The organism is Streptomyces sp. NPDC059003 (assembly GCF_042740445.1).
In the GTDB taxonomy this organism is placed as follows: domain Bacteria; phylum Actinomycetota; class Actinomycetes; order Streptomycetales; family Streptomycetaceae; genus Streptomyces.
The window spans coordinates 1-22,922 of the sequence record NZ_JBHYJH010000150.1; the positions used below are offsets into that span (position 1 = coordinate 1).

A 22,922-nucleotide genomic window follows, 5' to 3' on the forward strand; every position below is an offset into this window, starting at 1 on the left:
AGGCCGCAGGCCGGATAGAAGGGGGTTCTAGGGGGCGGAGCCCCCTAGTTCGGGAAGGGGCGGGGTGGGGGAGAAAACGCCTACGGCCGCAGCGTGTTCTTCCGGTCGAGCCCAGGGCGGTCCAGCTTCGCGTCGTACGGAGCCAGGGGCTTGCCCTGCGCAGCAGGGACGCCGGCCCACGTCAGGATGCGTTCCGTTGCCGCCGTCTTGTCCGGGGCCGTGAGACCGGCCACGTTCGCGCCGTGGTTGGCGCCCGGCGCCGTGAAGACGTGCGAGTCGTGCTTCGCCCCGCGCGCGGGGCGGAACGGCTCCGCGCCCCACGGGTCGTTCGCGCCGTAGACGAACATCATGCGCCGGGAGTGGTGCCGCACCCAGCGGTCGACGTCCTTCATCGCGTTCTTCTGGAAGCGCATCGGGATCTCACGGGGCACGAAGTTCCGCGGCGGCTGGTAGCCGTAGCGGCTGAGGTCGCCGAGCCAGGGCTGCTTGATGTCGGGGGAGCCGAGCTGCGTGCCCGCCTGGTAGTAGTACGGCGTGTAGGGGTCGAGGCCCTGGTCGGTGTACGACGACCAGCCGCCGACGTCCTCGATCCAGTCGAAGAGCGCCTGGTCGCTGACCGTGGCCGCGTCCGGCACCTTCGCGCAGGCGGTGGCCGACGGCTGGTACTGCCAGAAGCCCCAGTTCACGTCGAGCACGACGGCCTCGAAGGCCTTGTCGAGGGTGCCGATGGTCTTGAAGGTGTAGCGGTTGGCGGCGGCGTACTCGGCGTACTTCTTCTCGAGCGGCTCCCGGCGCACCAGCGCCTCGCGCTGGACGCCCTCCAGCTTCGTGCGGCACTCCTTGGTGCCGACGGTCTCGAAGAAGCGGTCGTAGGCCGAGTCCTCCTTGTTGTTCACGTCGTTCGGCGCGACGTACGCGACGACGCCGTCCATGTCGCGCGGGTAGAAGCGCTCGAAGTACGTGGCCGTCATGCCGCCCTTGGAGGCGCCGGTGGACAGCCACTTCTTGCCGTAGAGGGGCTTGAGCGCCCGGAAGATGCGGTGCTGGTCGCTCGCGGCCTGCCAGATGTCGAGCTTGGTCCAGTCCGCGGGGCTCGGCCGGGACGGCGTGAAGAAGCGGTACTCCATGGAGACCTGGTTGCCGTCGATGATGCGGGTCGGCTCGGAGCGGGACGGGTTGGTGTTCAGGCCGTAGCCCGAGGTGTGGAAGACGGTGGGCCGGGCGGTGTCCTTGTGCAGCACGGTGATGCGCTGCTGGAAGGTGCCCTTGGCGGGGTGCCGGTGGTCGACCGGCTGGGTGTAGTTCAGGACGAAGAAGCGGTAGCCCTCGTACGGCTTCTCCTCGATGAGGCTCATGCCCTTGATGGCGAGGAGCCGGTCCTTGATGTCGGTCCTGGTCGACTCGGCGGTGTCGGTGGCGGGCTTCGCGGCCGGGTCGGCCGTGGCCGCCGTCGCCGTGGCTCCGGTGGCGCCCGCGGTGCCTATCAGCACCACGAGCGACAGCACCCATCTGAGCGTTCTGCGCATGTGTCCTCCCCTGTCGGCGCGGCAATCCCCCGGAACCTAACGGAGCAACTCGCCGCACACCAGGGCACATTGAGGACATACGGGACTCAGGGAAATTCACTCAGAGGGGACCGGTGTCCGCTCAGCGGTCAGCACCGGTCCAGTGCCGGATCAGCGGGGGATCAGCACAGGATCCAGCCGGTGCTCACCCCGCTGCGGCCCACCGAGCCCCGCACCCACACGCAGCGGTGGCCGGAGTGCACCTTCACCGGGCCCGCGTGCCGGACGTACTGGCCCTGGTCCCGGACGGGGCGGCTGCCGCGCGCCTGCACGCTGACCGACATCTTCTTGCGCGACGTCGTGTTCTTGGCGTACGTCACGGCGCACAGGTAGCCGCGCTTCTTGTAGAGCACGACCTTGCCGGTGCTGAAGGGCAGGGTGCGGATCTTGTGGCCCGGGCACAGGGGCGCGGCGGCCTCCGCGACGCCCGTGCCGGGGCCCGCGAGCGCGAACAGCAGGGCAGCCGTGAGCGCGGCCGCGCTCGTCGTCAGGCGCCGCCGGATCCGAACACGGTTCACGAGTACCCCTCCCGTAACCCCCGCATCAATGTACTGAGGTACGGACGCCGGACCGGCGCCCGATGGTTGCGGAATCTGACATCCCACTTTTTCGCGTGACCGGACGTGACGATTCCTGGCTCGTTTCATGACGGTTTTCAGGGCAACTCCCAGCAGGAGCCCCTTGTCGAACCAGGCAGAAGGACCAGAAGAGGAAAGACAGGAAAGAACCGCAACAGGAGCTCTTCCATGAATCGCACCCTTGCCCTCGGCAAAGCCGCCCTGGCCGCCGCGCTGCTCACCGCCGTCGCCGTGGTCCCGTCCGCCGTGGCGGCCCCCGCCCCCGAAGCCGCGAAGGCGCCGCCCTCCCGCGACGGCAGCCCCGGCCCCGCCTACGAGCGCGTCGCGCACTTCTACGGCGCGTACATCGACGTCGCCAACGACCCGGGCTCCAACAAGGCCGCCGCCGAGCTCCGCAAGTTCTACCTCACGCCGAACCTGCGGACCCGCCTCGCCGACTGGGAGCGGCGGCACGACGCGGACGGCGTGCTGCGCGCCCAGAACGTGCCGACCGCCTGGCGCGTCACCGCGGGCGACAGCGGCATGGGCCACACCTGGTCGACGGTGCGCCTGACGTGGGGCACCGGCGCCGACCGCACGTACACCTACCTGGCGGTCCAGTCCGACCTGGCCACCCGGAAGATCAGCGACATCAAGGAGAAGTTCTAGCCGCAGGACCAACGGGACCAGCCGGATCAGGCCTGCACCGGCTCGCCCACGAACGTCCGCCACAGGCGCGCGTACCGCCCGTCGAGCGCGAGCAGCTCGTCGTGCGTGCCGTCCTCCGCGACCCGCCCTTCGGCCATCACGACCACCCGGTCCGCGCGGGCGGCCGTGGTCAGGCGGTGGGCGACGACCAGCGTGGTGCGCTTGCCGGCGATGCGGTCGGTGGCCTGGTTGACCTGGGCCTCGGTGGCGAGGTCCAGGGCGGCGGTGGCCTCGTCCAGGAGCAGGATGTCGGGGTCGACGAGCTCCGCGCGGGCGAGGGCGATCAGCTGCCGCTGGCCCGCGGACAGGTTGCGGCCGCGCTCGGCGACCTCGTGCAGATAGCCGCCGTCGAGCGTGGCGATCATGTCGTGGGCGCCGACCGCGCGCGCCGCCGCCTCGACCTCGGCGTCGGTGGCGTCGGGGCGGCCGTAGGCGATGGCGTCGCGGACGGTGCCCGCGAACAGGTACGCCTCCTGCGGCACGACGCCGAGCCGGTGCCGGTACGACGTCAGGTCGAGGGCGCGCAGGTCGGTGCCGTCGACGGTGACCCGGCCGCCCGTCGGGTCGTAGAACCGGGCGACGAGCTTGACGAGCGTCGACTTGCCCGCGCCGGTCTCGCCGACGAACGCGACCGTCTGGCCCGCGGGGATGCGAAGCCGGATGCCGCTGAGGGCCTCCTCGGCCGCGTCGGGGTCCGCGTCCCCCGAGCCGTACGCGAAGTCGACGTCCTCGAAAGCGATCTCGCCCCGCAGGGAGAGCACTTCCAGGGGCGCGTCCGGCGCCTTCGTCGACGTCGGTTCGCGCAGCAGCTCCTGGATGCGGCCGAGCGAGACGGTCGCCTGCTGGTAGCCGTCGAAGACCTGCGACAGCTGCTGCACGGGCGCGAAGAACAGGTCGATGTAGAGCAGGTACGCCACCAGCGCGCCGGTGGTGAGGGTGCCCGCGTCCACCCGGTGCGCGCCCACGACCAGGACCGCGACCACCGCGGCCGACGACAGGAGCTGCACGAACGGGAAGTACACGGAGATCAGCCACTGGCCGCGGATGCGGGCCGCGCGGTAGTCGGCGCTGCGGGCCGCGAACTGCTCGCTGCCCGCCCGCTCGCGCCGGAAGGCCTGCACGATCCGGAGCCCGGACACGGTCTCCTGGAGGTCGGCGTTGACCACGGAGACCCGCTCACGGGCCAGTTCGTAGGCCTTCACGCTGGACCTGCGGAAGAAGTACGTGCCGACGATCAGCGGCGGCAGCGTCGCGAAGACGACGAGCGCGAGCTGGAGGTCGATCACGAGCAGGGCGACCATGATGCCGAAGAAGGTGACGACGGAGACGAAGGCCGTGACGAGCCCGGTCTGCAGGAACGTGGACAGGGCGTCCACGTCGGTCGTCATGCGGGTCATGATGCGGCCGGTCAGCTCCCGCTCGTAGTAGTCGAGCCCGAGCCGCTGGAGCTGCGCGAAGATCTTCAGGCGCAGCGAGTACAGGACGCGTTCGCCGGTGCGGCCCGTCATGCGGGTCTCGCCGGTCTGCGCCGCCCACTGGACGGCGACGGCAGCGAGGGCGAGCCCGGACGCGGCCCACACGGCGCCCATCGCGAGCTGCGACACGCCCTCGTCGATGCCGTGCCGGATCAGGACCGGGAGCAGCAGGCCCATCCCGGCGTCGACGGCCACGAGCGCCAGGCTGAGCAGGAGCGGAAGGCGGAAGCCGCGCAGGAGCCTGCGCAGGCCGTACGACTCCTCGGGCGCGACGGCGCGGGCCTCGTCGATGCCGGGCCGGTCGGTGGCGGGCGGCAGCGCGTCGACCTGGGCGAGGAGCTCCGGCGTCGCGGGCGTGCCCGAGAGCGCGGCGTCCTTCGGCTCGCGGTCGCCGGTCCACAGGCGCGGGGTGATGCCGCGCTCGGCGTCGAACTCGGCGTCCAGCTCGTCGCGTACGGAGGTGTCCTCGTGCACGTCGTCGGCGCGGGCGGCGGTGTGGCCGGGCGAGACGCCGCCCAGCTCGTCGGGGTCGGTGAGCAGGCGCCGGTACAGCGGTGAGGTGCGCTCCAGCTCCTCGTGGGTGCCGATGGCGGCGAGGCGGCCCGCGTCGAGGACGGCGATGCGGTCGGCCAGGCCCAGGGTGGAGCGGCGGTGGGCGATGAGCAGCGTCGTGCGGCCCGCCATGACGCCGCGCAGGGCCTCGTGGATCTCGTGCTCGACGCGCGCGTCGACCGCGGAGGTCGCGTCGTCGAGGACGAGCAGGCGCGGGTCGGTGAGGATGGCGCGGGAGAGCGCGACGCGCTGGCGCTGGCCGCCGGAGAGGGTCAGGCCGTGCTCGCCGACCTTGGTGTCGTAGCCGGCGGGCAGCTCGCTGATGAATCGATCCGCCTGGGCGGCGCGCGCGGCCCGCTCGATCTCCTCGTCGGTGGCGTCGGGGTGGCCGTAGGCGATGTTGGCGCGCACGGTGTCGGAGAACAGGAAGGAGTCCTCGGGGACGAGGCCGATGGCGGCGCGCAGCGACTCCTGCGTGAGCTCGCGCACGTCGTGGCCGCCGATGAGGACGGCGCCGCGCGTCACGTCGTACAGGCGCGGGAGCAGCAGCGAGACGGTGGACTTGCCGCTGCCGGACGAGCCGACGACGGCGAGGGTCTCACCGGGCCGGATCTCGAAGCTGAGGCCTTCGAGGACCGCGGGGCCGTCCTGGTACGCGAACGACACGTCGTCGAACTCGACGGTCGCCGGGGCGTCGGCGGGCAGTTCCTTGGTGCCGTCCTCGATGGCGGGCCGGGTGTCGATCAGCTCCAGGACGCGCTCGGCGCCCGCGCGGGCCTGCTGGCCGACGGTGAGGACCATGGCGAGCATCCGGACCGGGCCGACGAGCTGCGCGAGGTAGGTCGAGAACGCGACGAACGTGCCGAGCGTGATCCTCCCCTCGACGGCGAGCCAGCCGCCGAGGGCCAGCATCGCGACCTGGCCGAGCATCGGCACGGCCTGGAGGGCGGGCGTGTAGCGGGAGTTGAGGCGGATGGTGCGCAGGCGTCCGGCGTAGAGCCGCCGTCCGACCTCTCGGAGCTTCCCGGTCTCCTGCTCCTCCTGGCCGAAACCCTTCACCACGCGGACGCCGGACACGGCGCCGTCCACGACCCCGGCGACGGCGGCGGCCTGCGCCTGCGCGTACCAGGTGGCGGGGTGCAGCTTGGCGCGGCTGCGGCGGGCGATCCACAGCAGGGCGGGCGCGACGGCGAGGGCGACCAGGGTGAGCGGCAGCGACAGCCAGGCCATGATCGCCAGGGACAGCAGGAACAGCAGGACGTTGCCGATGGTCATGGGCAGCATGAAGAGCAGGCCCTGGATCAGCTGGAGGTCGCTGGTGGCGCGGCCCACGACCTGCCCGGTGGACAGCTCGTCCTGGCGCCGCCCGTCGAGCCGGGTGATCGTGTCGTACATCTCGGTGCGCAGGTCGTGCTGCACGTCGAGGGCGAGCCGGCCGCCGTAGTAGCGGCGGATGTACGTCATGACGTACACGAGGACCGCGGCGCCGATCAGGGCGGCGGCCCAGGGGCCCATGGAGCGGCTGTGGTCGCCGATCACGTCGTCGATGACGACCTTGGTGAGCAGCGGGACGACGGCCATGACGGCCATGCCGCCGAGGGACGACCCGAGCGCGAGCACGACGTCGGCGGGGTGCCGCCAGGCATAACCCCACAGCCGTTTCGCCCAGCCCTGCCGCTCCCGCTGCTCCGGCTGTTCCGGCCGCTCTGTCACTGTCCGCCTCCTGCCGCTGTCTCTGCCGAGAGCAGCAACGCACTGGGCTGCGGATTTCATCCCGCCGCAACAATCGACGGGCTCCGCGCCCGGCACGTGAACGGGGCCTGAGTACGGATACTCAGGCCCCGTGGGCCCGTGCCGACGGACGATGCGGGGATGTCTCACGAACTCTTGTCCCCGGCACGCCCGCCGCGCGGGAACGACGGCGTGCTGGCCTTCGCCGTGGCCGTCCTCGACGTTCTGATCGTGGTCTCGGCGGGCTACGGCTTCTGCATGGCCGGCCTGACGTTCGGCACGCCCACGCCGGAGGAGCTCCGGGAGGCCGACGCGGCCCGCGACGGCATCGTGGCGCTCGTGGGCTGGCTCGCGGGCGGCGGCGCCGCGGCCGCGGCGGTGTTCCGCTACTGGAAGACCGCCTTCACGCACCTGTTCCTCGTCGGGGTGCCGTTCCTCGCGGGCCTGGCGCTCCAGTCGGCGCAGGGGCGGCTCTAGGGCCCGCCCGGCGGTCCGGACGGGCCCGGGGGGTCAGCCCGCCTGCGGAACCGGGACGGCCGCTTCCTTCGGCGTGTCCGTGGGGGCGAACCGCGTGGGGGCCTGGGAGATCGGCGTCAGGTCCTTGTGGATGGCCTTGGCGACCCGCTGGATGGTGTCGACGCCGTAGTTCATGCTGCTGTTGCCGTGGGTGAGCACGGAGATCGTGTAGTCGTGCCCGCGGCCCTTGAAGGCGCCGATGCTGTGCACGCGCCAGCCGTGCGTGGACCGCGGCAGCCAGCCGTTCTTGACGGCGATGGAGGTGCCGGACGGGGCGCCGGCCGGGGTGCCCCAGCGCTGGTCGCGGACGACCTTGCCCATCAGCTTCAGGATGTACGCGCGGGCGTTGTCGCTGAGCACGTCGTTCTTGCCGGTGATCAGGGCGAGGAGCTTCTGCTCGTCGGTGACGTTGATGCGGGTGAGGCCCCAGTAGCCGCCGGAGCCGGGCACCGTCTTGGTCATCTTGGCGGCGGCGAGGAACTTCTTGACCTTGCTCGCGCCGAGCTGGCGCCACAGGGTGCTGGTGGCGTTGTTGTCCGACCTCGTGATCATGGCGGTGGCGAGGTTCGCCTCGCGGTCCGTCAGGTGCCGGTTGTGCTTCTTGGCGTCCCACAGGAGCGTGGCGAGCACGGTCGCCTTGACGACGCTGGCCGAGTCGAACGCGGTCCCGGCACGCAGGGTGCAGGTGGTCTTGGTGGCGCGGTCGTGGAAGCCGACCGCGATGGTGCCCTTGCGGTTCTTCAGGGCGGCGGTGATGTCCTTCGTGAGCTTCTTGGCGAGCTCCGGCTGCGCCGAGGTGCAGCTGACCTTCGGCGCCGCGGCGGCGGCCGGGGTGGCGACGGCCGCCCCCGCGACCGGCACGAGGACGGCGGCGGCCACGCCTGCGCTCAGGACGCGGGCACGACGGGATATGCGGTGAGTCATGGAGGTTCCCCCCGTAGTCGGAAACGCGTGCGCCCCCGGCACACGCGTATCCCTTGACTCACCTACACGAGTGAATGGTTGTACAGAAAACCCCGCTGTGACGAAACTGATCGGTTACGGGCTCAGACAACCGCGCCCATCCACATGCGCCGCCCCAGTTCATCGAGGTCGGCCCTGCGCTGCTCGTACTCGGGGAGCGCGAGCCGCACCAGTCGCCAGAAGTCCGCACGGTGCCCGGACACCTTCACGTGAGCGAGCTCATGTGCGATGACGTAGTCGATCAAGTGCATGGGGAGTTGGAACAGGGGCCACCCCAGGCTCATCAGGCCAGGGGCGCCTGCTCCGTCCCCTGATCGGTACGATCCCCAGCGCTGCCCCAGGTCCCGGACCTCCAGCATCGGCTCGGCCACCCCCATGCGCGCGGCCCAAGGCTGGAGCCGGTTCCCCGCCCAGGACCGGCCCGTCCGGCAATACCAGTCGACCAGCACCGCACGCCCCGCGGCCGGATCCGCTGCCTGCCCCCGCCCCAACACGAGCCGACCGGACACGAGCCGCACCCGCTCGTCCGGCAGCTTCGTGTCCGGCACCACGGCGAGCCGATACGTCCGGCCGAGATAGCGGAACACTTCCCCGTCGGCCAGACGCTTGGCCGGGCTGAGCGAGCGGGTCCGCTCCCGCTCACCGAGCTTCGCCACCAGCCAGGCCCGGTGCGCCCGTACGAACTCCTTTGCTTCCCGGGTCGTGCGCCCCAGGGGAGTGTGCAAAGTGAGGCTCGCGTCAGACTCGACCGTGAGCGCGAACCGTGTCCTGCGCGCGCTGGTGCGCACCCACAGCGACAGACCGTCGACGGTCAGCAGGTCGCCGTGGGCGGGCGCGGGCGGTTTCTCGGCGAGGGCGGTCACACGCCCTATTCTCCCCGGGCCCGGCGCAGGAACTGCTGACGGTTGTCCTCCGCATAGGCCGCGATGCGCTCGGCCATGCCGCGCAGCGGGGCCCAGTCGGCACCGCTCGGCCTGAGCCCTCCCGCGATCAGCCGCTGCTGAATGGCCTTCGCGAGCGTCGTGATGTCCTGGTGCTGACCCTGGTATGACGCCTTGGCCATGGTCTGTGCCGCTATGTCGCACACGGCGCCAGCCAGTGGACGAGCCGCGCCCTCGGCCTGCCGGATCCCCGGATTCTCCTCCAGAAGCTGCTGCACCAGCCGGTAGACCCGCTGCTCGAGAGGCGTCAGCCCCGCAAGCTCCGGGTCGGTCTCCTGTTCCCGCCTGGCCTCCTCGATCAGCTCCCCGAACTGCTCGACCTGCTCCTCGAAGCGGCCGGGAATGGTCCGCAGGATCTCCTCAAGGCGCTCCGAGAGGCGGGTGTACTTCTCCGGGTCCTCCCGCTTGACCCGCTCCTCCAGGTGGAAGCGGAGGGCGTGCCCCATCTCGGCCGCCGCCTCGCTGGCGGGCAGGGTCCGCATGGCATCGTCGAAAGTGGGCGCAGTGAGCGAGACGGGCGGGATCGCCTGCTCGATCTCCGGCCCTTCCAGGTGGTCGGCGATCATCGCGCGGACCTTGCGGCCGTAGCGGCGCAGGGTGAACGTCCCGCCCTCGCCGTCCCGGTAGTGGCGACGGACACGCTTCTGGAGCAGGCTCCAGCGCCGGGCGTCAGCCACGTGGTCGAGGGCGGCCTCGTGCGGCAGTACGCGTTCCATGACGGCGAGGAACCTGTGCAGGGCCTCGTCGTACGCGAACCGCGTGGCCTCGTCCTGGAAGCGGAGGCGCACGGCTGCCCGAAGCCGGGCGGGGTCGGACAGGTCCGCGTCCGTGACTCCGTTCAGCGTCAGGAACTCGCGTACGAACTCGGCGGCCGGTGCCAGGCCCTCGATCTCCTCGGACAGGCTGCGCATGGTGTCGCTGATGTCAGCCTTGCGGTAGCCGGCGAGCGCGTCGTTGAGGTGGCCGAAGACACCGTAGTAGTCCACGACGTAGCCGACCTTCTTGCCCGGGTGCGGCCGGTTGACGCGGGCCACGGCCTGGAGCAGCTCGGCGTCCCGGATCGGCCGGTCCAGGTAGAGCACCTGTTCACGCGGGGCGTCGAAGCCGGTGAGCAGCATGGACTTCACGATCAGGAAGGCGATGGGGCTGTCGGGGTGTACGGGATCGGGTACGGCCCGCCGACGCGCCTGGGCCTGCGGCTCATCGGCCGCCGTGTCGGACCACGGGTTGTTCGCCTCTGTACTGCCCTCAGCTCCTGCCGAGGGCTCGGGCGGCGGATTGAAGGGCGTGGTGGCCACCCACTCGGGATCCGGCGGCAGCATCGGGAAGCCCTGCTGGAAGCGTTCGATGTACGCCTCTTGCCGGTTGCCGTCGGTCCACTCCGCCCACTGTCCGCGCTTCTTGCCCGTACTCGGTGAGATGACTGGCACGAAGTCGACGCGGCGCAGCAACGCCCGGAACTGGTACGCCTGGTGGAGGTAGCGCAGCCGCGCGGACAGCTTCTCCAAGGGGATGCCGACCACCGACTCCGGGTCGAAGTCGGCCAGCTCTGCCAGGAGCCGGTCGCGGGCGGCACGCAGTGCGCGGTGGTACTCCACGGCCGCCTTCCGGCTGACGGCGGCGACCTGGGCCTTGAGGCTGTTGGGCAGCACCGTGGTCACCCAGTGCTCCAGCATGTCCTCGGCCTTCGCCGCGATCATCGGCACGGACTCGGCGACGTCCCGCTCGGTGGGCCAGCGCTTGAGAAGGGCGGCTCGCTCCTCGGGGGTGCGGTCCCGGATCAGGTCGTCGAAGTTGCGGTCCAGGCGTGCGCCGTCCCGGACTTCGCCCTCCCCGGTGCGCCCCTCATAGCGGATCCGGACGACGACTTCGTCGTACTCGGCGTCCTCCATCAGGTATTCGTCGAGGAAGCCTCTCGGCGAATCACCCTTGCCGAAGATCCTGCGGGTGTCCTCCTCCTGGCCGGTGATGATCGGCGTACCCGTGAACCCGATCTTCGCTGCGTTGGGGACCGCCTTGCGCAGAGCGGCGTGCAGGAGGCTGGTGTGCGAGCGGTGCGCCTCGTCGACCAGGACGAGGATGTCCGAGTCGGTGTTGCACTCGGGGAAGTCGGGCTCCGGTGGCGGAGCGTCCTTGCGCCTGCTCTTCCTGGCCCGCTCGGCGCGCTCATACTCCCCGGCGAGGTCCCGGTCGTCAGCGCCGCCCTCCGCGTCCCCGGCGAAGACCGGCCCGCCGCCCGCGCCTCCCCCATACTTCTGGATCATCCCGAAGACGACCCGCCGCCCGCCGTCCCGCAGCAGCCCTTCCATCTGCGTACGGGTCGTGGCGGTCTCGGTGTCGGACTCGCTCAGCTTCAAGGTCTTGGAGAGCTGCGTCTGCAACTGCGTGCGGTCCGTGACAACGACGACCATGAACTCGCTGAGCCGGTGGTGCAGATGAACCCGCCGCACCAGGAAGGTCATGGTCAGGCTCTTGCCTGAGCCTTGCGTGTGCCAGATGACACCGCCACGCTCGTCCTCGGTGTCGGGCCCTCGTCGGGTCTTCCCAGTGAGCAGCCTCCGTACGGCCTTCTCGGCCGCCCGGTACTGCTGATGCCGGGCCACGGCCTTGACCGTGCGCACCGCCCCAGACTCGGACTCGACGGGCAGCGGAATCACGTAGTGGCGTACGACGTTGAGGAGCGCGGCGGGGCGCAGCACGACGCCGACGAGCTTGTGCTGCTCGCTGAGCGGAACGGGCCTTCCGTCCTCGCCGTCGACGGACTGTCCGGCCCTGCGCAACTCGCTTCGCAGGACGCTCTCGTCCTCCGGCTCAATGCTGCGCCACGGGTGGAAGTGCTCAGGGTTGGATGTGATGGTGCCCAGGTGCGCGGTGTCGCCGGTCGCGGCGACGAGCAGTTGCACCGTCCGGAAGAGTTCGGGGACGCCTGCGGGACGGAACGCCTCCGCCGCGTCACCGTCCTCCTCGTCCCGGATCGGGTCGCCCGCGTAGTGCCGCAGATCGAGGACGGCCTCGCGGACGGGCTCCGCGAGATCGGGGCTCTTGCACTCGACGGCGACGAGCGGGATGCCGTTCACGAAGAGGACGACGTCGAGTATGGAGTCCTTGCCCGAGCGGTTCCTGACGCGGAGTTGGTCGACGGCGACGAAGTCGTTGGCGTCCACGCGGTCGGGGTGCCAGTCGACGTACTGCACGGTGGCGGAGGGCCCGCCGTGAGCGGCGGAGGGCGCGGGGAGGACGTACCCGTTCAGCAGCAGGTCGGTGGTAGCAAAGTTGGCGTCGGCGATGCCTTTGCCGAGGGAGACGGAGGCGAGCTCCCGCGTGGCACGCTCGATGTCGTCGGCGTCCATCCACGACTTACCGTCCGTGGCACGAGGGTTGATCCTCGGCAGCACCTCGGCGAGCCGGTCGGCGAGCAGCGGCAGGTCGGCGTCGAGCGTGCCGACGTCCGTGCCGGACAAGTGGGTCCAGCACATCGCCTTCAACTGGGCGACGAAGGGCCGCTCCACCTCGTCCCGCTCCGTCTGCACCGCCATGCCGCCTCGCCCCTCTGCTTGCCTGTCCGCTCAGGTGATCCATTCTGCGCGCTGCATGCGGCGAGCGGGAGGGTTCAGGCCAAGCGAGGGGAGGCCGCTTTCACGCCTCGAACCCGTACTCCAAGACGTACGCGGATGCGTCCAACACCATCTCGTTGACTTCAACCGCGCGCCCCTGGTCGTCGAACGCGGTGCGGCCGATGAGCATGACCGGCGTCCCGGGCGAGATGGCCAGTTGAGCGGACTCGTCGGTGTTGGGCATGCGTGAGCGAACCTCCTCACGGAACCGAACTGGCCGGTGACCGAGTTCTTCAAGCCTCGCGTAGGTACCACCCGGGCCGGTGTCCGGTTGCGTGATCGGCGTTTCAGCGACCAGTTCCGCCGACAGATAGGAGGCCGAGAGCAGTACTGGTTTGCCATCGAGCACGAACCGGCGCCGACGCACGCATACGCGGCCCTCCTCGCCGAGCTCCAAGACACCCGCGATCACAGCGGGAGCGTCCTCCTCCGCCACCTCGACGGAGTCGACCACGAGGTCACGCTCCCCAACGTCAGCGGCCCACACCGAGCGCCCCGCGCCCCACTGCGTGTGCGCGAGACGCTCGACGCCGTGGCGTCGGATCGGCCTGAAGTCCCGGACGAACACCCCGGCACCTTTACGCGCCTCGACGAGCCCTTCTGCCTGGAGGACGGCGAGTGCCTGCCGAGCCGTCATACGTGCGACGCCATAGGCAGCCATGAGGTCGTTCTCACCGGGCAACCTCTGCCCGGGCCCGTACTCGCCAGCCTCGATCCCTGCGCGCAGCTGCGCGGCGATGCGCATGTACTTGAGCTCACGTCCCACACCCCGGCCACTCATCAGAACCCTCCTCCGATCATCTCTAGACACCTTAAGCAGCGCGTGTCGCGCGACGCAGTCGGACATCGACCGCCCACAGCCGCGTCAATACATCTCTAGAGATGTGTTGACGCGCACGAAGGGCATCCGCTTCACTGGCAACGTCTCTAGAGAAATCTCCCACCCGAGGTCGCCATGGAGGTCCCCGTGTCAGCCCACACCGCGTCCGGGCAACCGGCAAGCTCTGAGGCGTTCGAGGTCAAGTGGCAGATGCCACGCAGCCCACGCAGCGCAGGCCGCGCCCGCGCCCTGCTGCGCGAGCAGCTCACCGCATGGAAGATCGACGGCGAAGTGGCCGACACCGCCGAGTTGTTGCTCTCCGAGCTGGTCACCAACTCCATCCAGCACGCGCACGTTCCGGCGGGCCGGGAGATCGGCGTAAGGATCGCCCACTACGAGGGGCTGTTGCGGATCGAGGTCGCCGACGCCAACACGAAACAGCCCGCGCCGTGCGAGGCGCGGGCTGACGACGAGGGCGGCCGGGGCCTGGCCCTCGTGATCGCCTTGTCGGAGCGGTGGGGCTGCTGCCCTCGCGCATACGGGATCGGCAAGGCGGTTTGGGTGGAACTCAGGCTGCCGCAGTCTGAGTTGTGACCCTGCCGGAGAGCAGGTCGTCAACGAGGCCTTGCTTGAGCTTGCGGAGCTTGGCCAGCTCCTTCACCTCCGCTTCCGCCTGCGCAGCGACTTCCCTAATCGCCGCGAGAACACGCTCTTGCTCCGCGATGCTTGGCAGAGGAATTCGGATCTCCCGCACGGCTCCAGCCGAGATCTTGACCATGCTCTCAGAAGTCCCCTGCGCCATTGAACGGATTCTTCGTCGAGCCCGGTTCGAGCTCAGCACTGCGGCCAGAAATGATGCGGTACAACGACTCGAAGGACGCATCCTCATCATGAGGTCCGGATAGATGCAAGGCGTCCCCACATCACGGTAGACACCTACCAATCCGACCAGTTCACGGGTGTTGGCTCGGCTCATCAGCAAATCTCCATCCGTTAGGACGGCTGAGTGCTCAGACGTAACAGATGGTGGGGCATTCTTCAGCTGGACAGGATCAAACCCCTTTGGCGTAAGACTTCCAAGTCCAAGCATCTGCACGCCGGTCCAGTCGGCGCTCTCCACAGGTGAATAGCCGTTTCGGATTGGCTCGGCCAAGGCGTCAGGCAGGAGCACACTCCATTTCATTCCGCCCAACAACCCGTCCACTACCCCAGACGCCATAGAACTCACCTTAGCGATCGACGCCTCAATACCGTGCTCCACCTCCTCCAGGCTGTCAATAGCGTCAATGATGCGTCGCTGTTCTGCTAGGTCAGCCGGGTACGCAACCAGATGCTCAGCGAACTTATCCTGCGGCAGGTGGGCAATACTCGTCTGCCCCACCGAATCTGTGAACATCTGCCAGCGGGCCGCGTAGTTCATGTAGTGCAGCATGAACCGAGGCTCGATCTGGCCACGAGATCGCAGGCGATGCAGCGACTTCTGGAAATAGCATTCCTCAAGTTCCTCCTGCCAGATCACCGTCCGTCCGACTTCGCCTCCCTCAGTAACGAGCAAATCGCCGCGAACAATTCGGAACTTCTCGCGCTCCGCCGCGCTGAAGCTCATGTAATTCAGCGCCTCAAAGTCCACCCTGTTCCACTGAACGTTCTTGTTGGTCAGGTATCGCCGTTGTTCAGGCCCCGCAGCTGCCTCTTTGCTCAGCATCTTGCCGAGCTGCATGTCAAACAGGTCACCGACCCTGCCCAATGCCCACCCAGGAGCCAGCTCACGCATACCCCAGCTCCTTCATGAAACCATCCAGCGCCGCCGAAGCCCGTTCCCGCCCCGCCCGAATCTCCGCCAACGACACCGCGTACTTGCTCTCCCACACTTCATACGACGCTGCCAACTCCCGCTGCCACCGCACCACATGCCCGTCCAGCTTGGCCGCAAGGTCATCCCGCAGCAGGTCGAGCACCACCCGGCGCTGCCCCTCCGCGTCCAGAGCGTCCCGCGCCCGGAACAGCCGGGGCGGTTCCTCGCCCAGCTTCGGCGGATCGCTCGGATACGGGAACCAGAAGTCCGCCTCAAGGCGCTTGACCACTGCGCCCGCCTTCGTGCGGCTCTTCTTCACCGCCGCGATGTCGGCCAGGAGTTTCGCCAACTCCTCAGGGGAGAGGGTGATTTCCTCATCGGCCGCGTCGTCATCGGTACCCTCGGAGTCGGACGTGGCCACAGCCCCTTCCTCGCCTTCACCGGAGGGGGTCTTCGGCAACCGCCCCTCCAATTCCTTCAGCCGCGCGTCCAGCTCCGCCTTCCGCGCGTCCGCCTCCGCCAGCTCCTCCAGGAAGTCCGGGGCAATGGCCGCGACCACCTTGTGGTCGTACGCCTGCCGCCGCTCCGCCGCCGTCCGCTTCCGCAGCTTCTTCGTGCGCGGGTCCTGTTCGGGCGCCAGCATCGTGTCGACGTTCTCGACCCAACCGTCAAGGACCCCCTTGAACCCGTTCTCCGACAGCGCCAGCAAGTCGTACTTGGCCTCGTACCACCACCCGGCGACCGCACCCCCGAGTGCGTACCGGTCGAGCAGCCCCACCTCGCCGAGCCGCGAGACGAACGACGACATCAGCTCGCCCCGCACCCCCATGAGCGCGGCCTTACGCTCCGACGAAGTCGACGAGGCCAGCGACTCCTCGGTCGCCGCCACCTTCTCCAGGTGCCGGGCCTCCGCCGCCCACCACTCACCGAAGGCAGCCCGCAGAGCCTCTTCCCGGGGTCGGGCAAGCCCCGCCATATCCGGACGCGCGCCCTCCGGCCGGAAATCCACATACCCCGGATCCACCGGCTCCCGCTCCACGAAGAGATCCGAGAGTCCGATCCCGTACGCGTCAAGCAGCGACTTCTTCGCCTCTACCTCCGCGCGCGGCACGCCACCCACCAGGTGCGCCCGCACATCCTGCGGCTCTGGTGGCGGCGTGTTGTCCACGTAGCGGCGGATGTTGAGGTTGTCGTCGTTGTCGGCCAGCTCGGCCCGGCTCACCACGCGGGAGAAGCCCGGCACCTCCGTGTACTCACGGAACGTCGAAACGATCTTCTCCGCGTGCTCGGGCAGCAGGATGTTCTGCGCCCGCTCCGCGTGGAACTCCCGGTCCGCGTTGATGAACAGGACCTTCTCGGCCCGGTCCGCGTCCTTACACCCCGGGGGGCGAAGGACCAGGATGCAGGCCGGGATGCCGGTCCCGTAGAAGAGGTTCGGGGCGAGGCCAATCACGGCCTCGATCGCGTCCTCGTCCAGCAACCGCGTGCGGATGGCCTGCTCGCCACCCCCACGGAACAGCACCCCGTGCGGCATGACCGTGATGACCATGCCACCGCGGCCTTCCTTCTTCGTCTCCCACAGCATGTGCTGGAGGAACATCAGGTCGGCCTTGCCGCGCTCGCTCGTCTCCCCGTACTTCGTGCGCTCGGTCCTGTGTGCCAGGCCCTCGGCCACGTAGTCCATGGAGAACGGCGGATTGCTGAGTACGCCGTCGAAGCGGTCCTCGTCCGACTTCGGGACATGGGTCGGCTCCGCGAGGGTGTCACCCGTGGTCAGGTCGAAGCGGCGTACGCCGTGCAGGACCATGTTCATCGTCGACATGATCCAGGAGCCGCTGTTGGCGTCCTGGCCGGCGAAGAACATGTCCGAGGTGTCGCCGCCGTGCTCCTCCACATACTCCTTGGCGTGGATGAGCATGCCGCCCGAGCCGACGCACGGGTCGTAGATCCGCATGCCCTGTTGTGGGGCAAGCAGCTCGACCATCATGCGGACGACAGCGCGCGGGGTGTAGAACTCCCCGCCCTTGCGGCCCGCCGAGTCCGCGAACTCCTTGATCAGGTACTCGTAGGCGGCGCCGATGAGGTCCGGGAACTCGAAGTCGTCCGTGCGCAGCCGGATGCGCCCGAAGTGGGCGATGAGCAGCTTGAGCCGCTGGTCGGCGAGCTTCGCCGCGCCCGCTGCCGCGCCGGAACCGCCGATGCGGTTGAAGTCGAGGTGGTCGAAGAGGCCCTTGAGCTTGGCGTTCTGGCTCTCAAGGGCCTGGAGCGCCGGGCGCAGCCGTTCCTCGGTGATGTTGTGGGTGGCCGAGGAGACCAGCTTCCAGCGGGCCGCCTTCGGTACGAACAGCACGTCCCGGTCGCTGTACGCGGACTCGTCCTCCAGGTACCCCTCAAGGAGCTCACCGGCAAGCCCGAGTTCCTCGACCGCCTGCCGCTTGATCTCGTCACGGGCGGCCTCGAACTCATCGTTGGCCCGCTTCAGGAAGAGCAGCCCGAAGATGTAGTCCTTGTACTCAGAGGCATCCATCGTACCGCGGAGAATGTCCGCGGCGGCGAACAGATGCCGCTCCAGCTGGGCTAGCGTGAGCTTGGCCACGTACGACTCCCTAAGACCTCAAGACGACGGCCAAACTCTATGGCGGTCGTGGTCCGTACCGAAATCCGTACGCGCCTGGTTCCTGGCGCTCGCTCAGTACGCCTTGAGCCCGAGCCCTTCCTCCACGAACACGTGCACGTCCGTGTAGGGGTCGCGGTGCAGAAGGGACACATGGTCGCCGTGCTGGGCGTTCATACGCTTGGCGTTGTCCCTGGCCGTCTTGAAGCGGCCGGTGATCTGGTGTGGAAGCACCAGCTTGATGTTGTCCGAATCAGGAGTGGTGTTTGCAAACGGCAGGCGTCTTGTTGCCTCGCCGCAGACCCCGTTAAAAGTACCCGTCGCGGACTTGTGGTGGAGGAGGCGCCAGATCTCGAAGCACGGGTGGGAGAAGGCGACCCGGACATTGCCTTCCCTGGCCTGCTTCAGGGCGGTCTCGATGTGTTCGTGCGCGTCACGGTCGAACAGGCACCAGACCTGCGGCAGAAACTCCTTCTTGAGCTTGGCGCGCTTGGCGTTGCGCGATTCCTCGCGCATCAGGCGTACTGCACGCTCGACGAGGTCCAGGGGGGTGCGGACCGAGTCACGGTCTTTTCTGTTGGCGACGTGCACCTCGACCTTCAGGGACGCGTCGGCCGGTACGCCCTCGTCCTTGAGGATGTCGATGTACGAGGGTTCGGTCACCTTGCCCTCGGTGAAGACGTGGACGACCCGCTTGCGCCGCGTGCCGCCTCCCGACGGCCGCCTCAGATCATCCTTGCCCTTCGCCCGCGCCATCAGCCCTGCCCCACCTGGTCGGTCACCTCGTCAGCTAGCTCGTCGTACGCACCGAACTCACGCGCGGCAAGGAGACGCCGGGCGATCTGCCCCTCCAGAAGGGACGGGACCCCACCAAACGCGCCCGCCAAGTAGGACTGGGTGAGGTCCTCGTCCTCTCCCGGGGCCGCGTCGGTCAGGGAGTACAGCTCCGTCGCCCCCTCCTTGTCCTTCTCCGTCAGCCACACCTGTCCTGGATCCAGGAGCCGCTCGCCGCTGGGGGTGGTCAGGACCGTGGCGTCGTGGGACGTGAAGACGAGCTGTGCGCCGTTGGGGTTGGAGTGCGGATCGTGAAAGAGCCGGATGACCTCCGCGGCGAACCGCGAGTGCAGGCTCGCGTCCAGTTCGTCCACCAGCAGGACAGCCCCCTCGTCGAGGGCCAGCAGCATGGGTCCCAGGAGGGCGAACCACGACCTGGTGCCGTACGACTCCGTACGCCAGTCGAAGGGCACCTCGCCAGCGGCCGAGCGGTGCGTCAGTTTGATCCTTCGCTCTGCGGGGCCGTCCTCCGCCACTTCGGCCCCAGTGATACCGAGGTCGGCCACCCGTAGCAGCTCACGGATACGCGCCGCCCGGGGACCCGCCAGTTCCCGTGTAGTGAAGTTCTCGCGCTGCTCCCGCTCGATTTCTGGACCGATCAACCAGAGGTTCTTGCGGAACCAGTGGAAGAGCGGTGACAGCTGTGGGTGGTTGTCCGTGCCCGCCGTGGACAGGACCAGTGCGTTGGGCCGCGTGCGGCGCACAAGCTGAGCCCGGTCGCGGACGCGGCCGCCCGGCCACTTGAAGACCTCTGGCCTGGAAGCGTCCCGGTCCAGCCACTCCTGGCGGCGGCCACGCGGATAGCTGTGCAGCCATTCGGACTCAACGCGGGACTGACCCAACTCGAAGCCATACGTCCAGCGGACCGAGTCGATGACGAGATCGACCTCGAAGAAGGACGGCTCAGCCTCACTCTTCGGGCTCAGGGCGAAGACGCGGCGCTGGGGGCCATCGTAAGCGGCCCAGTGTGCGTAGGAATTCAGTACGGCGTTGCGCATGTCGCCGAGCGCGGCGAGCACGTTCGACTTTCCCGAGGCGTTGGCTCCGAAGATGCCAAGCAGTGGGAAGACGGCCGCCGCACCCCCGCCTGCCAGCTCCACGGGGATCGCCGCCCCGCTCCGCTCATCCTCTGGCGCGATGAAGGACAGCTCCTGCTCATCCCGCAGGGACCGTACGTTCGCGACGCGGAATCTCAGCAGCACACCGCCCTCCTCTCCTCGCTCAGCGTAGTCGTCGAGTACGACACCGGCCCGGTCAGGGCCGCCTGCGGCCTCCGGGACCATACCCGCCGCCAGGGGGCGCGGGCAGGCGAATGGGTGATCAGCTCTCGCCGAGGTGCGTCGGCGCGAACATCCGGAGGACCGCGGGCAGCACGACCACGCTCGGCCCCGGCTCGGCGAGCGCCTTGGCGAGGTCGTCCCGCAGCGTCTCGGGCGAGGTCCGCACCCCCGGCACGCCGAAGGACTCGGCGAGCGCGACGAAGTCGGGCCGGGACAGCTCGGTGCCGGTCGTCTCGCCGAAGGCGTCCGTCATGTACTCGCGCAGGATGCCGTAGCCGCCGTCGTCGACGATCAGCCAGGTCACGTCCAGGCCGTACTGCCGGGCCGTGGCGAGCTCGGCGATGGAGTACATGGCGCCGCCGTCGCCGGAGACGGCGAGGACGGGCCGCGTGGGGTCGGCGGCGGCCGCGCCGATGGCGGCCGGGAAGCCGTAGCCGAGGCCGCCCGCGCCCTGCGCGGAGTGCATGGTGTTCGGGCGCCGCGCGTCGAACGCGGACCACGCCCAGTACGCCAGGATCGTCATGTCCCAGAACGACGGGGAGCCGTCGGGCAGCGCGGCCCGCACGGACGCGAGGACGTCCTGCTCCAGGGTGAGGCCCTGCCCGTCGATGCGCTCGCGCACCTTTTCGAGCACCGCCGCGACCCGCTCGGGGGCCGCCGGGTCGGTCCGCTCGCCCACCGTCTCCAGGAGTGCCGACAGGGCAAGCCGGGCATCCGCGTGGATGCCGAGAGCCGGGTGGTTGGACTCCAGCTTGCCGAGGTCGGCCTCGATCTGGACGACCCGGCCGCGGGGCTTGAACGTGTGGTAGTTGGAGGACAGTTCGCCGAGCCCGGAGCCGACCACGAGCAGGACGTCGGCGTCCTCCAGGAAGTCGGTGGTGTGCCGGTCCTCCAGCCACGACCGGAGCGAGAGCGGGTGCTCCCAGGGGAAGGCGCCCTTGCCGCCGAAGGTGGTGACGACCGGCGCGGCCAGCTTCTCGGCGAGCGCGCGGAGCTTGCCGGACGCGTCGGCGCGTACGACACCGCCGCCCGCGATGATCGCGGGCCGCTCGGCCCTCGTGAGCAGGTCGGCGGCGACGGCGGTCAGCTCGGGCCGCGGCACGAGGTCGTGCGGCGTCGCGTCCACGGCCGTGACGACCGGCAGCGACGTGGCGGCGAGCAGCACGTCCTGCGGGATCTCCACCCACACCGGGCCGTGCGGCGCGGTGAGGGCGGACTCCCAGGCGTCGGCGATCGCCGACGGGATCTGGGACTGCGTCCGCACGGTGTGGACGGACTTGACCACGTCCCGGAACGAGGCCTGCTGGTCGCGCAGTTCGTGCAGATAGCCGTGGCGCCCGCCGCCGAGCCCGGCGACGGGTATCTGGCTGCCGATGGCGAGCACGGGCGCGCTGGCGGCGGCGGCCTCCTGCAGCGCGGCGAGCGAGGTGAGCGCGCCGGGCCCGGTGGAAAGGAGCAGCGGCGCCACCTCCCCCGTGACCCGGCCGTACGCGTCCGCCGCGAACCCGGCGTTGTTCTCCACGCGCAGGCCGATGTACCGCAGGCCGGAGCGGCGCAGCGCGTCGAACATGCCGAGGGCGTGCTGCCCCGGGAGCCCGAACACGGTGGACGCGCCGAGCCCGGCGAGGGTCTCGACGACGAGGTCGCCGCCGTTGCGCCCGGCGGGCGGGTTCAGCGCGGCCTCGGTCTGGGCGGCCGTGGGCCTCAGTTCCAGGTCGTGGTCATGGGTCACTTCGCGCGGGCCTCCGCAATCTGGCGGGACATGATGGTCGTCAGTTCGTACGCGGTGTGCGACGCGGCCACGGCCGTGATCTCGGCGTGGTCGTAGGCGGGCGCGACCTCGACGACGTCGGCGGAGACCAGGTTGCAGGAGGCGAGCCCGCGCAGGATCTCCAGGAGCTCGCGCGAGGTCATGCCGCCGGCCTCCGGCGTGCCCGTGCCCGGCGCGTGGGCCGGGTCGAGGCAGTCGATGTCGATGGAGATGTACAGCGGCCGGTCCCCGATGCGCTGCCGCAGCTGGTCGGCGACCTCGTCCGCGCCGCGCCGGTAGATGTCCGCCGACGTGACGATGCCGAAGCCCATCTTCTCGTCGTCGGTGAGGTCCTTCTTGCCGTACAGCGGGCCGCGCGTACCGACGTGGGAGAGCGCCTCGGTGTCGAGGATGCCCTCCTCCACGGCCCGGCGGAACGGGGTGCCGTGGGTGTACTCGGCGCCGAAGTACGTGTCCCACGTGTCGAGGTGCGCGTCGAAGTGCAGGAGCGCGACCGGGCCGTGCTTCTTCGCCATCGAGCGGAGCAGCGGCAGGGCGATCGTGTGGTCGCCGCCGAGCGTCATCATGCGGGCGCCGGTGGCGAGCAGGTCGTCCGCGGCGGCCTCGATGGTCTCCACGGCCTCGTTGATGTTGAACGGGTTCGCCGCGATGTCGCCGGCGTCGGCGACCTGGGCGAGGGCGAACGGGGACGCGTCCTGGGCCGGGTTGTACGGGCGGAGCAGGCGGGACGCCTCCCGGATGGCGTTCCCTCCGAAGCGGGCGCCCGGGCGGTACGAGACGCCCGTGTCGAACGGGACACCGACGACGGCGACGTCCGTCGTGCCGACCTCGTCGAGGCGGGGGAGGCGGGCGAAGGTCGCGGGGCCCGCGTAGCGCGGGATGCGCGAGGAGTCCACGGGGCCGCGCGGGGTGGGGTTGTCGGTGCTGGTCATGATCGGTGTCTCCTGGTGGTGCGGTTGTGTATTCAGTGTGGGCCCTCGCGGGGCGCCCCAGTCCCGCCCCTTCCCGAACCAGGGGCCAGCCCCTGGCACCCCGAAAAGCAATCGGCCTCCGGCCTCGTCCTCAAACGCCGGACGGGCTAAAACCTTGCCGCACCGGCGAAAGTTCTAGCCCCTCCGGCGGTTTATGTGGGGGGTCGGGGGCGCCTCCCCAGGCAAGTCGGGGGGGGGGGGGGGGTTCAGTTTCA

Annotated in this window: 16 protein-coding genes; 3 read left to right on the forward strand and 13 right to left on the reverse strand. The window is 69.6% G+C overall.

Going from position 1 to position 22,922, the window contains the following annotated elements:
- Nucleotides 1-80: 80 nt before the first annotated feature.
- The gene (locus tag ACFWZ5_RS35515; protein WP_384798428.1) at nucleotides 81-1,526 is read right to left on the reverse strand and encodes a S28 family serine protease; all 1,446 of its coding nucleotides are present in this window, start codon (nucleotides 1,524-1,526) and stop codon (nucleotides 81-83) included.
- 161 nt (nucleotides 1,527-1,687) lie between these two features.
- Entirely contained in the window at nucleotides 1,688-2,083 is a 396-nt protein-coding gene (locus ACFWZ5_RS35520; RefSeq protein ID WP_384798431.1) for a hypothetical protein, read from the reverse strand.
- 228 nt (nucleotides 2,084-2,311) lie between these two features.
- Here ACFWZ5_RS35520 and ACFWZ5_RS35525 point away from each other — a divergent pair, with 228 nt between their 5' ends.
- Nucleotides 2,312-2,791 (forward strand): hypothetical protein, encoded by a 480-nt coding sequence (locus ACFWZ5_RS35525; RefSeq protein ID WP_384798434.1) that lies wholly within the window; start codon nucleotides 2,312-2,314, stop codon nucleotides 2,789-2,791.
- A 26-nt stretch (nucleotides 2,792-2,817) separates the two neighbouring features.
- On the opposite strand, the gene ACFWZ5_RS35530 is transcribed toward ACFWZ5_RS35525, so the two are convergent.
- Nucleotides 2,818-6,570, reverse strand: a complete 3,753-nt coding sequence (locus ACFWZ5_RS35530; protein WP_384798437.1) for an ABC transporter ATP-binding protein — start codon at nucleotides 6,568-6,570, stop codon at nucleotides 2,818-2,820.
- Nucleotides 6,571-6,729: 159 nt separating this feature from the next.
- On the opposite strand from ACFWZ5_RS35530, the gene ACFWZ5_RS35535 reads away from it, so the two are divergent.
- Complete coding sequence (locus ACFWZ5_RS35535) at nucleotides 6,730-7,065, forward strand: hypothetical protein (protein ID WP_384798440.1); 336 nt, start codon at nucleotides 6,730-6,732, stop codon at nucleotides 7,063-7,065.
- A gap of 33 nt (nucleotides 7,066-7,098) precedes the next feature.
- On the opposite strand, the gene ACFWZ5_RS35540 is transcribed toward ACFWZ5_RS35535, so the two are convergent.
- The 4 genes from ACFWZ5_RS35540 to ACFWZ5_RS35555 form a co-directional block, all read right to left on the reverse strand.
- Nucleotides 7,099-8,028 (reverse strand): serine hydrolase, encoded by a 930-nt coding sequence (locus ACFWZ5_RS35540; RefSeq protein WP_384798443.1) that lies wholly within the window; start codon nucleotides 8,026-8,028, stop codon nucleotides 7,099-7,101.
- Nucleotides 8,029-8,150: 122 nt separating this feature from the next.
- Nucleotides 8,151-8,930, reverse strand: coding sequence for a M48 family metallopeptidase (locus ACFWZ5_RS35545; protein WP_384798446.1), 780 nt, complete (start codon nucleotides 8,928-8,930; stop codon nucleotides 8,151-8,153).
- Between the two features lie 5 nt (nucleotides 8,931-8,935).
- A complete protein-coding gene (locus ACFWZ5_RS35550) occupies nucleotides 8,936-12,544 on the reverse strand; it encodes a type I restriction endonuclease subunit R (protein WP_384798449.1) in 3,609 nt (1,202 codons plus the stop codon).
- 100 nt (nucleotides 12,545-12,644) lie between these two features.
- On the reverse strand, nucleotides 12,645-13,403 hold the full coding sequence (locus tag ACFWZ5_RS35555; RefSeq protein WP_384798473.1) for a GntR family transcriptional regulator: 759 nt from the start codon (nucleotides 13,401-13,403) through the stop codon (nucleotides 12,645-12,647).
- Between the two features lie 186 nt (nucleotides 13,404-13,589).
- Between ACFWZ5_RS35555 and ACFWZ5_RS35560 the strand changes: the two genes are divergently transcribed.
- Nucleotides 13,590-14,036 (forward strand): ATP-binding protein, encoded by a 447-nt coding sequence (locus ACFWZ5_RS35560; protein ID WP_384798452.1) that lies wholly within the window; start codon nucleotides 13,590-13,592, stop codon nucleotides 14,034-14,036.
- Here ACFWZ5_RS35560 and ACFWZ5_RS35565 read toward each other — a convergent pair.
- The 6 genes from ACFWZ5_RS35565 to speB all read right to left on the reverse strand — a co-directional run bounded on the left by ACFWZ5_RS35565 (nucleotide 14,011) and on the right by speB (nucleotide 22,668).
- Nucleotides 14,011-15,216 (reverse strand): restriction endonuclease subunit S, encoded by a 1,206-nt coding sequence (locus tag ACFWZ5_RS35565; protein ID WP_384798455.1) that lies wholly within the window; start codon nucleotides 15,214-15,216, stop codon nucleotides 14,011-14,013. The two genes, ACFWZ5_RS35560 and ACFWZ5_RS35565, sit on opposite strands and share 26 nt — an antisense overlap.
- Nucleotides 15,209-17,833 (reverse strand): N-6 DNA methylase, encoded by a 2,625-nt coding sequence (locus ACFWZ5_RS35570; RefSeq protein ID WP_384798458.1) that lies wholly within the window; start codon nucleotides 17,831-17,833, stop codon nucleotides 15,209-15,211. Before ACFWZ5_RS35570 ends, ACFWZ5_RS35565 begins: the two co-directional genes overlap by 8 nt.
- 93 nt (nucleotides 17,834-17,926) lie before the next feature.
- Nucleotides 17,927-18,607 (reverse strand): RloB family protein, encoded by a 681-nt coding sequence (locus tag ACFWZ5_RS35575; RefSeq protein WP_384798461.1) that lies wholly within the window; start codon nucleotides 18,605-18,607, stop codon nucleotides 17,927-17,929.
- Complete coding sequence (locus tag ACFWZ5_RS35580; protein ID WP_384798464.1) at nucleotides 18,607-19,887, reverse strand: ATP/GTP-binding protein; 1,281 nt, start codon at nucleotides 19,885-19,887, stop codon at nucleotides 18,607-18,609. The genes ACFWZ5_RS35575 and ACFWZ5_RS35580 overlap by 1 nt, the downstream gene beginning before the upstream one ends.
- 118 nt (nucleotides 19,888-20,005) lie before the next feature.
- Nucleotides 20,006-21,697, reverse strand: a complete 1,692-nt coding sequence (locus ACFWZ5_RS35585) for a thiamine pyrophosphate-binding protein (RefSeq protein ID WP_384798467.1) — start codon at nucleotides 21,695-21,697, stop codon at nucleotides 20,006-20,008.
- Nucleotides 21,694-22,668, reverse strand: coding sequence for an agmatinase (gene speB, locus ACFWZ5_RS35590; RefSeq protein WP_384798470.1), 975 nt, complete (start codon nucleotides 22,666-22,668; stop codon nucleotides 21,694-21,696). The genes ACFWZ5_RS35585 and speB overlap by 4 nt, the downstream gene beginning before the upstream one ends.
- Between the last annotated feature and the right edge of the window lie 254 nt (nucleotides 22,669-22,922).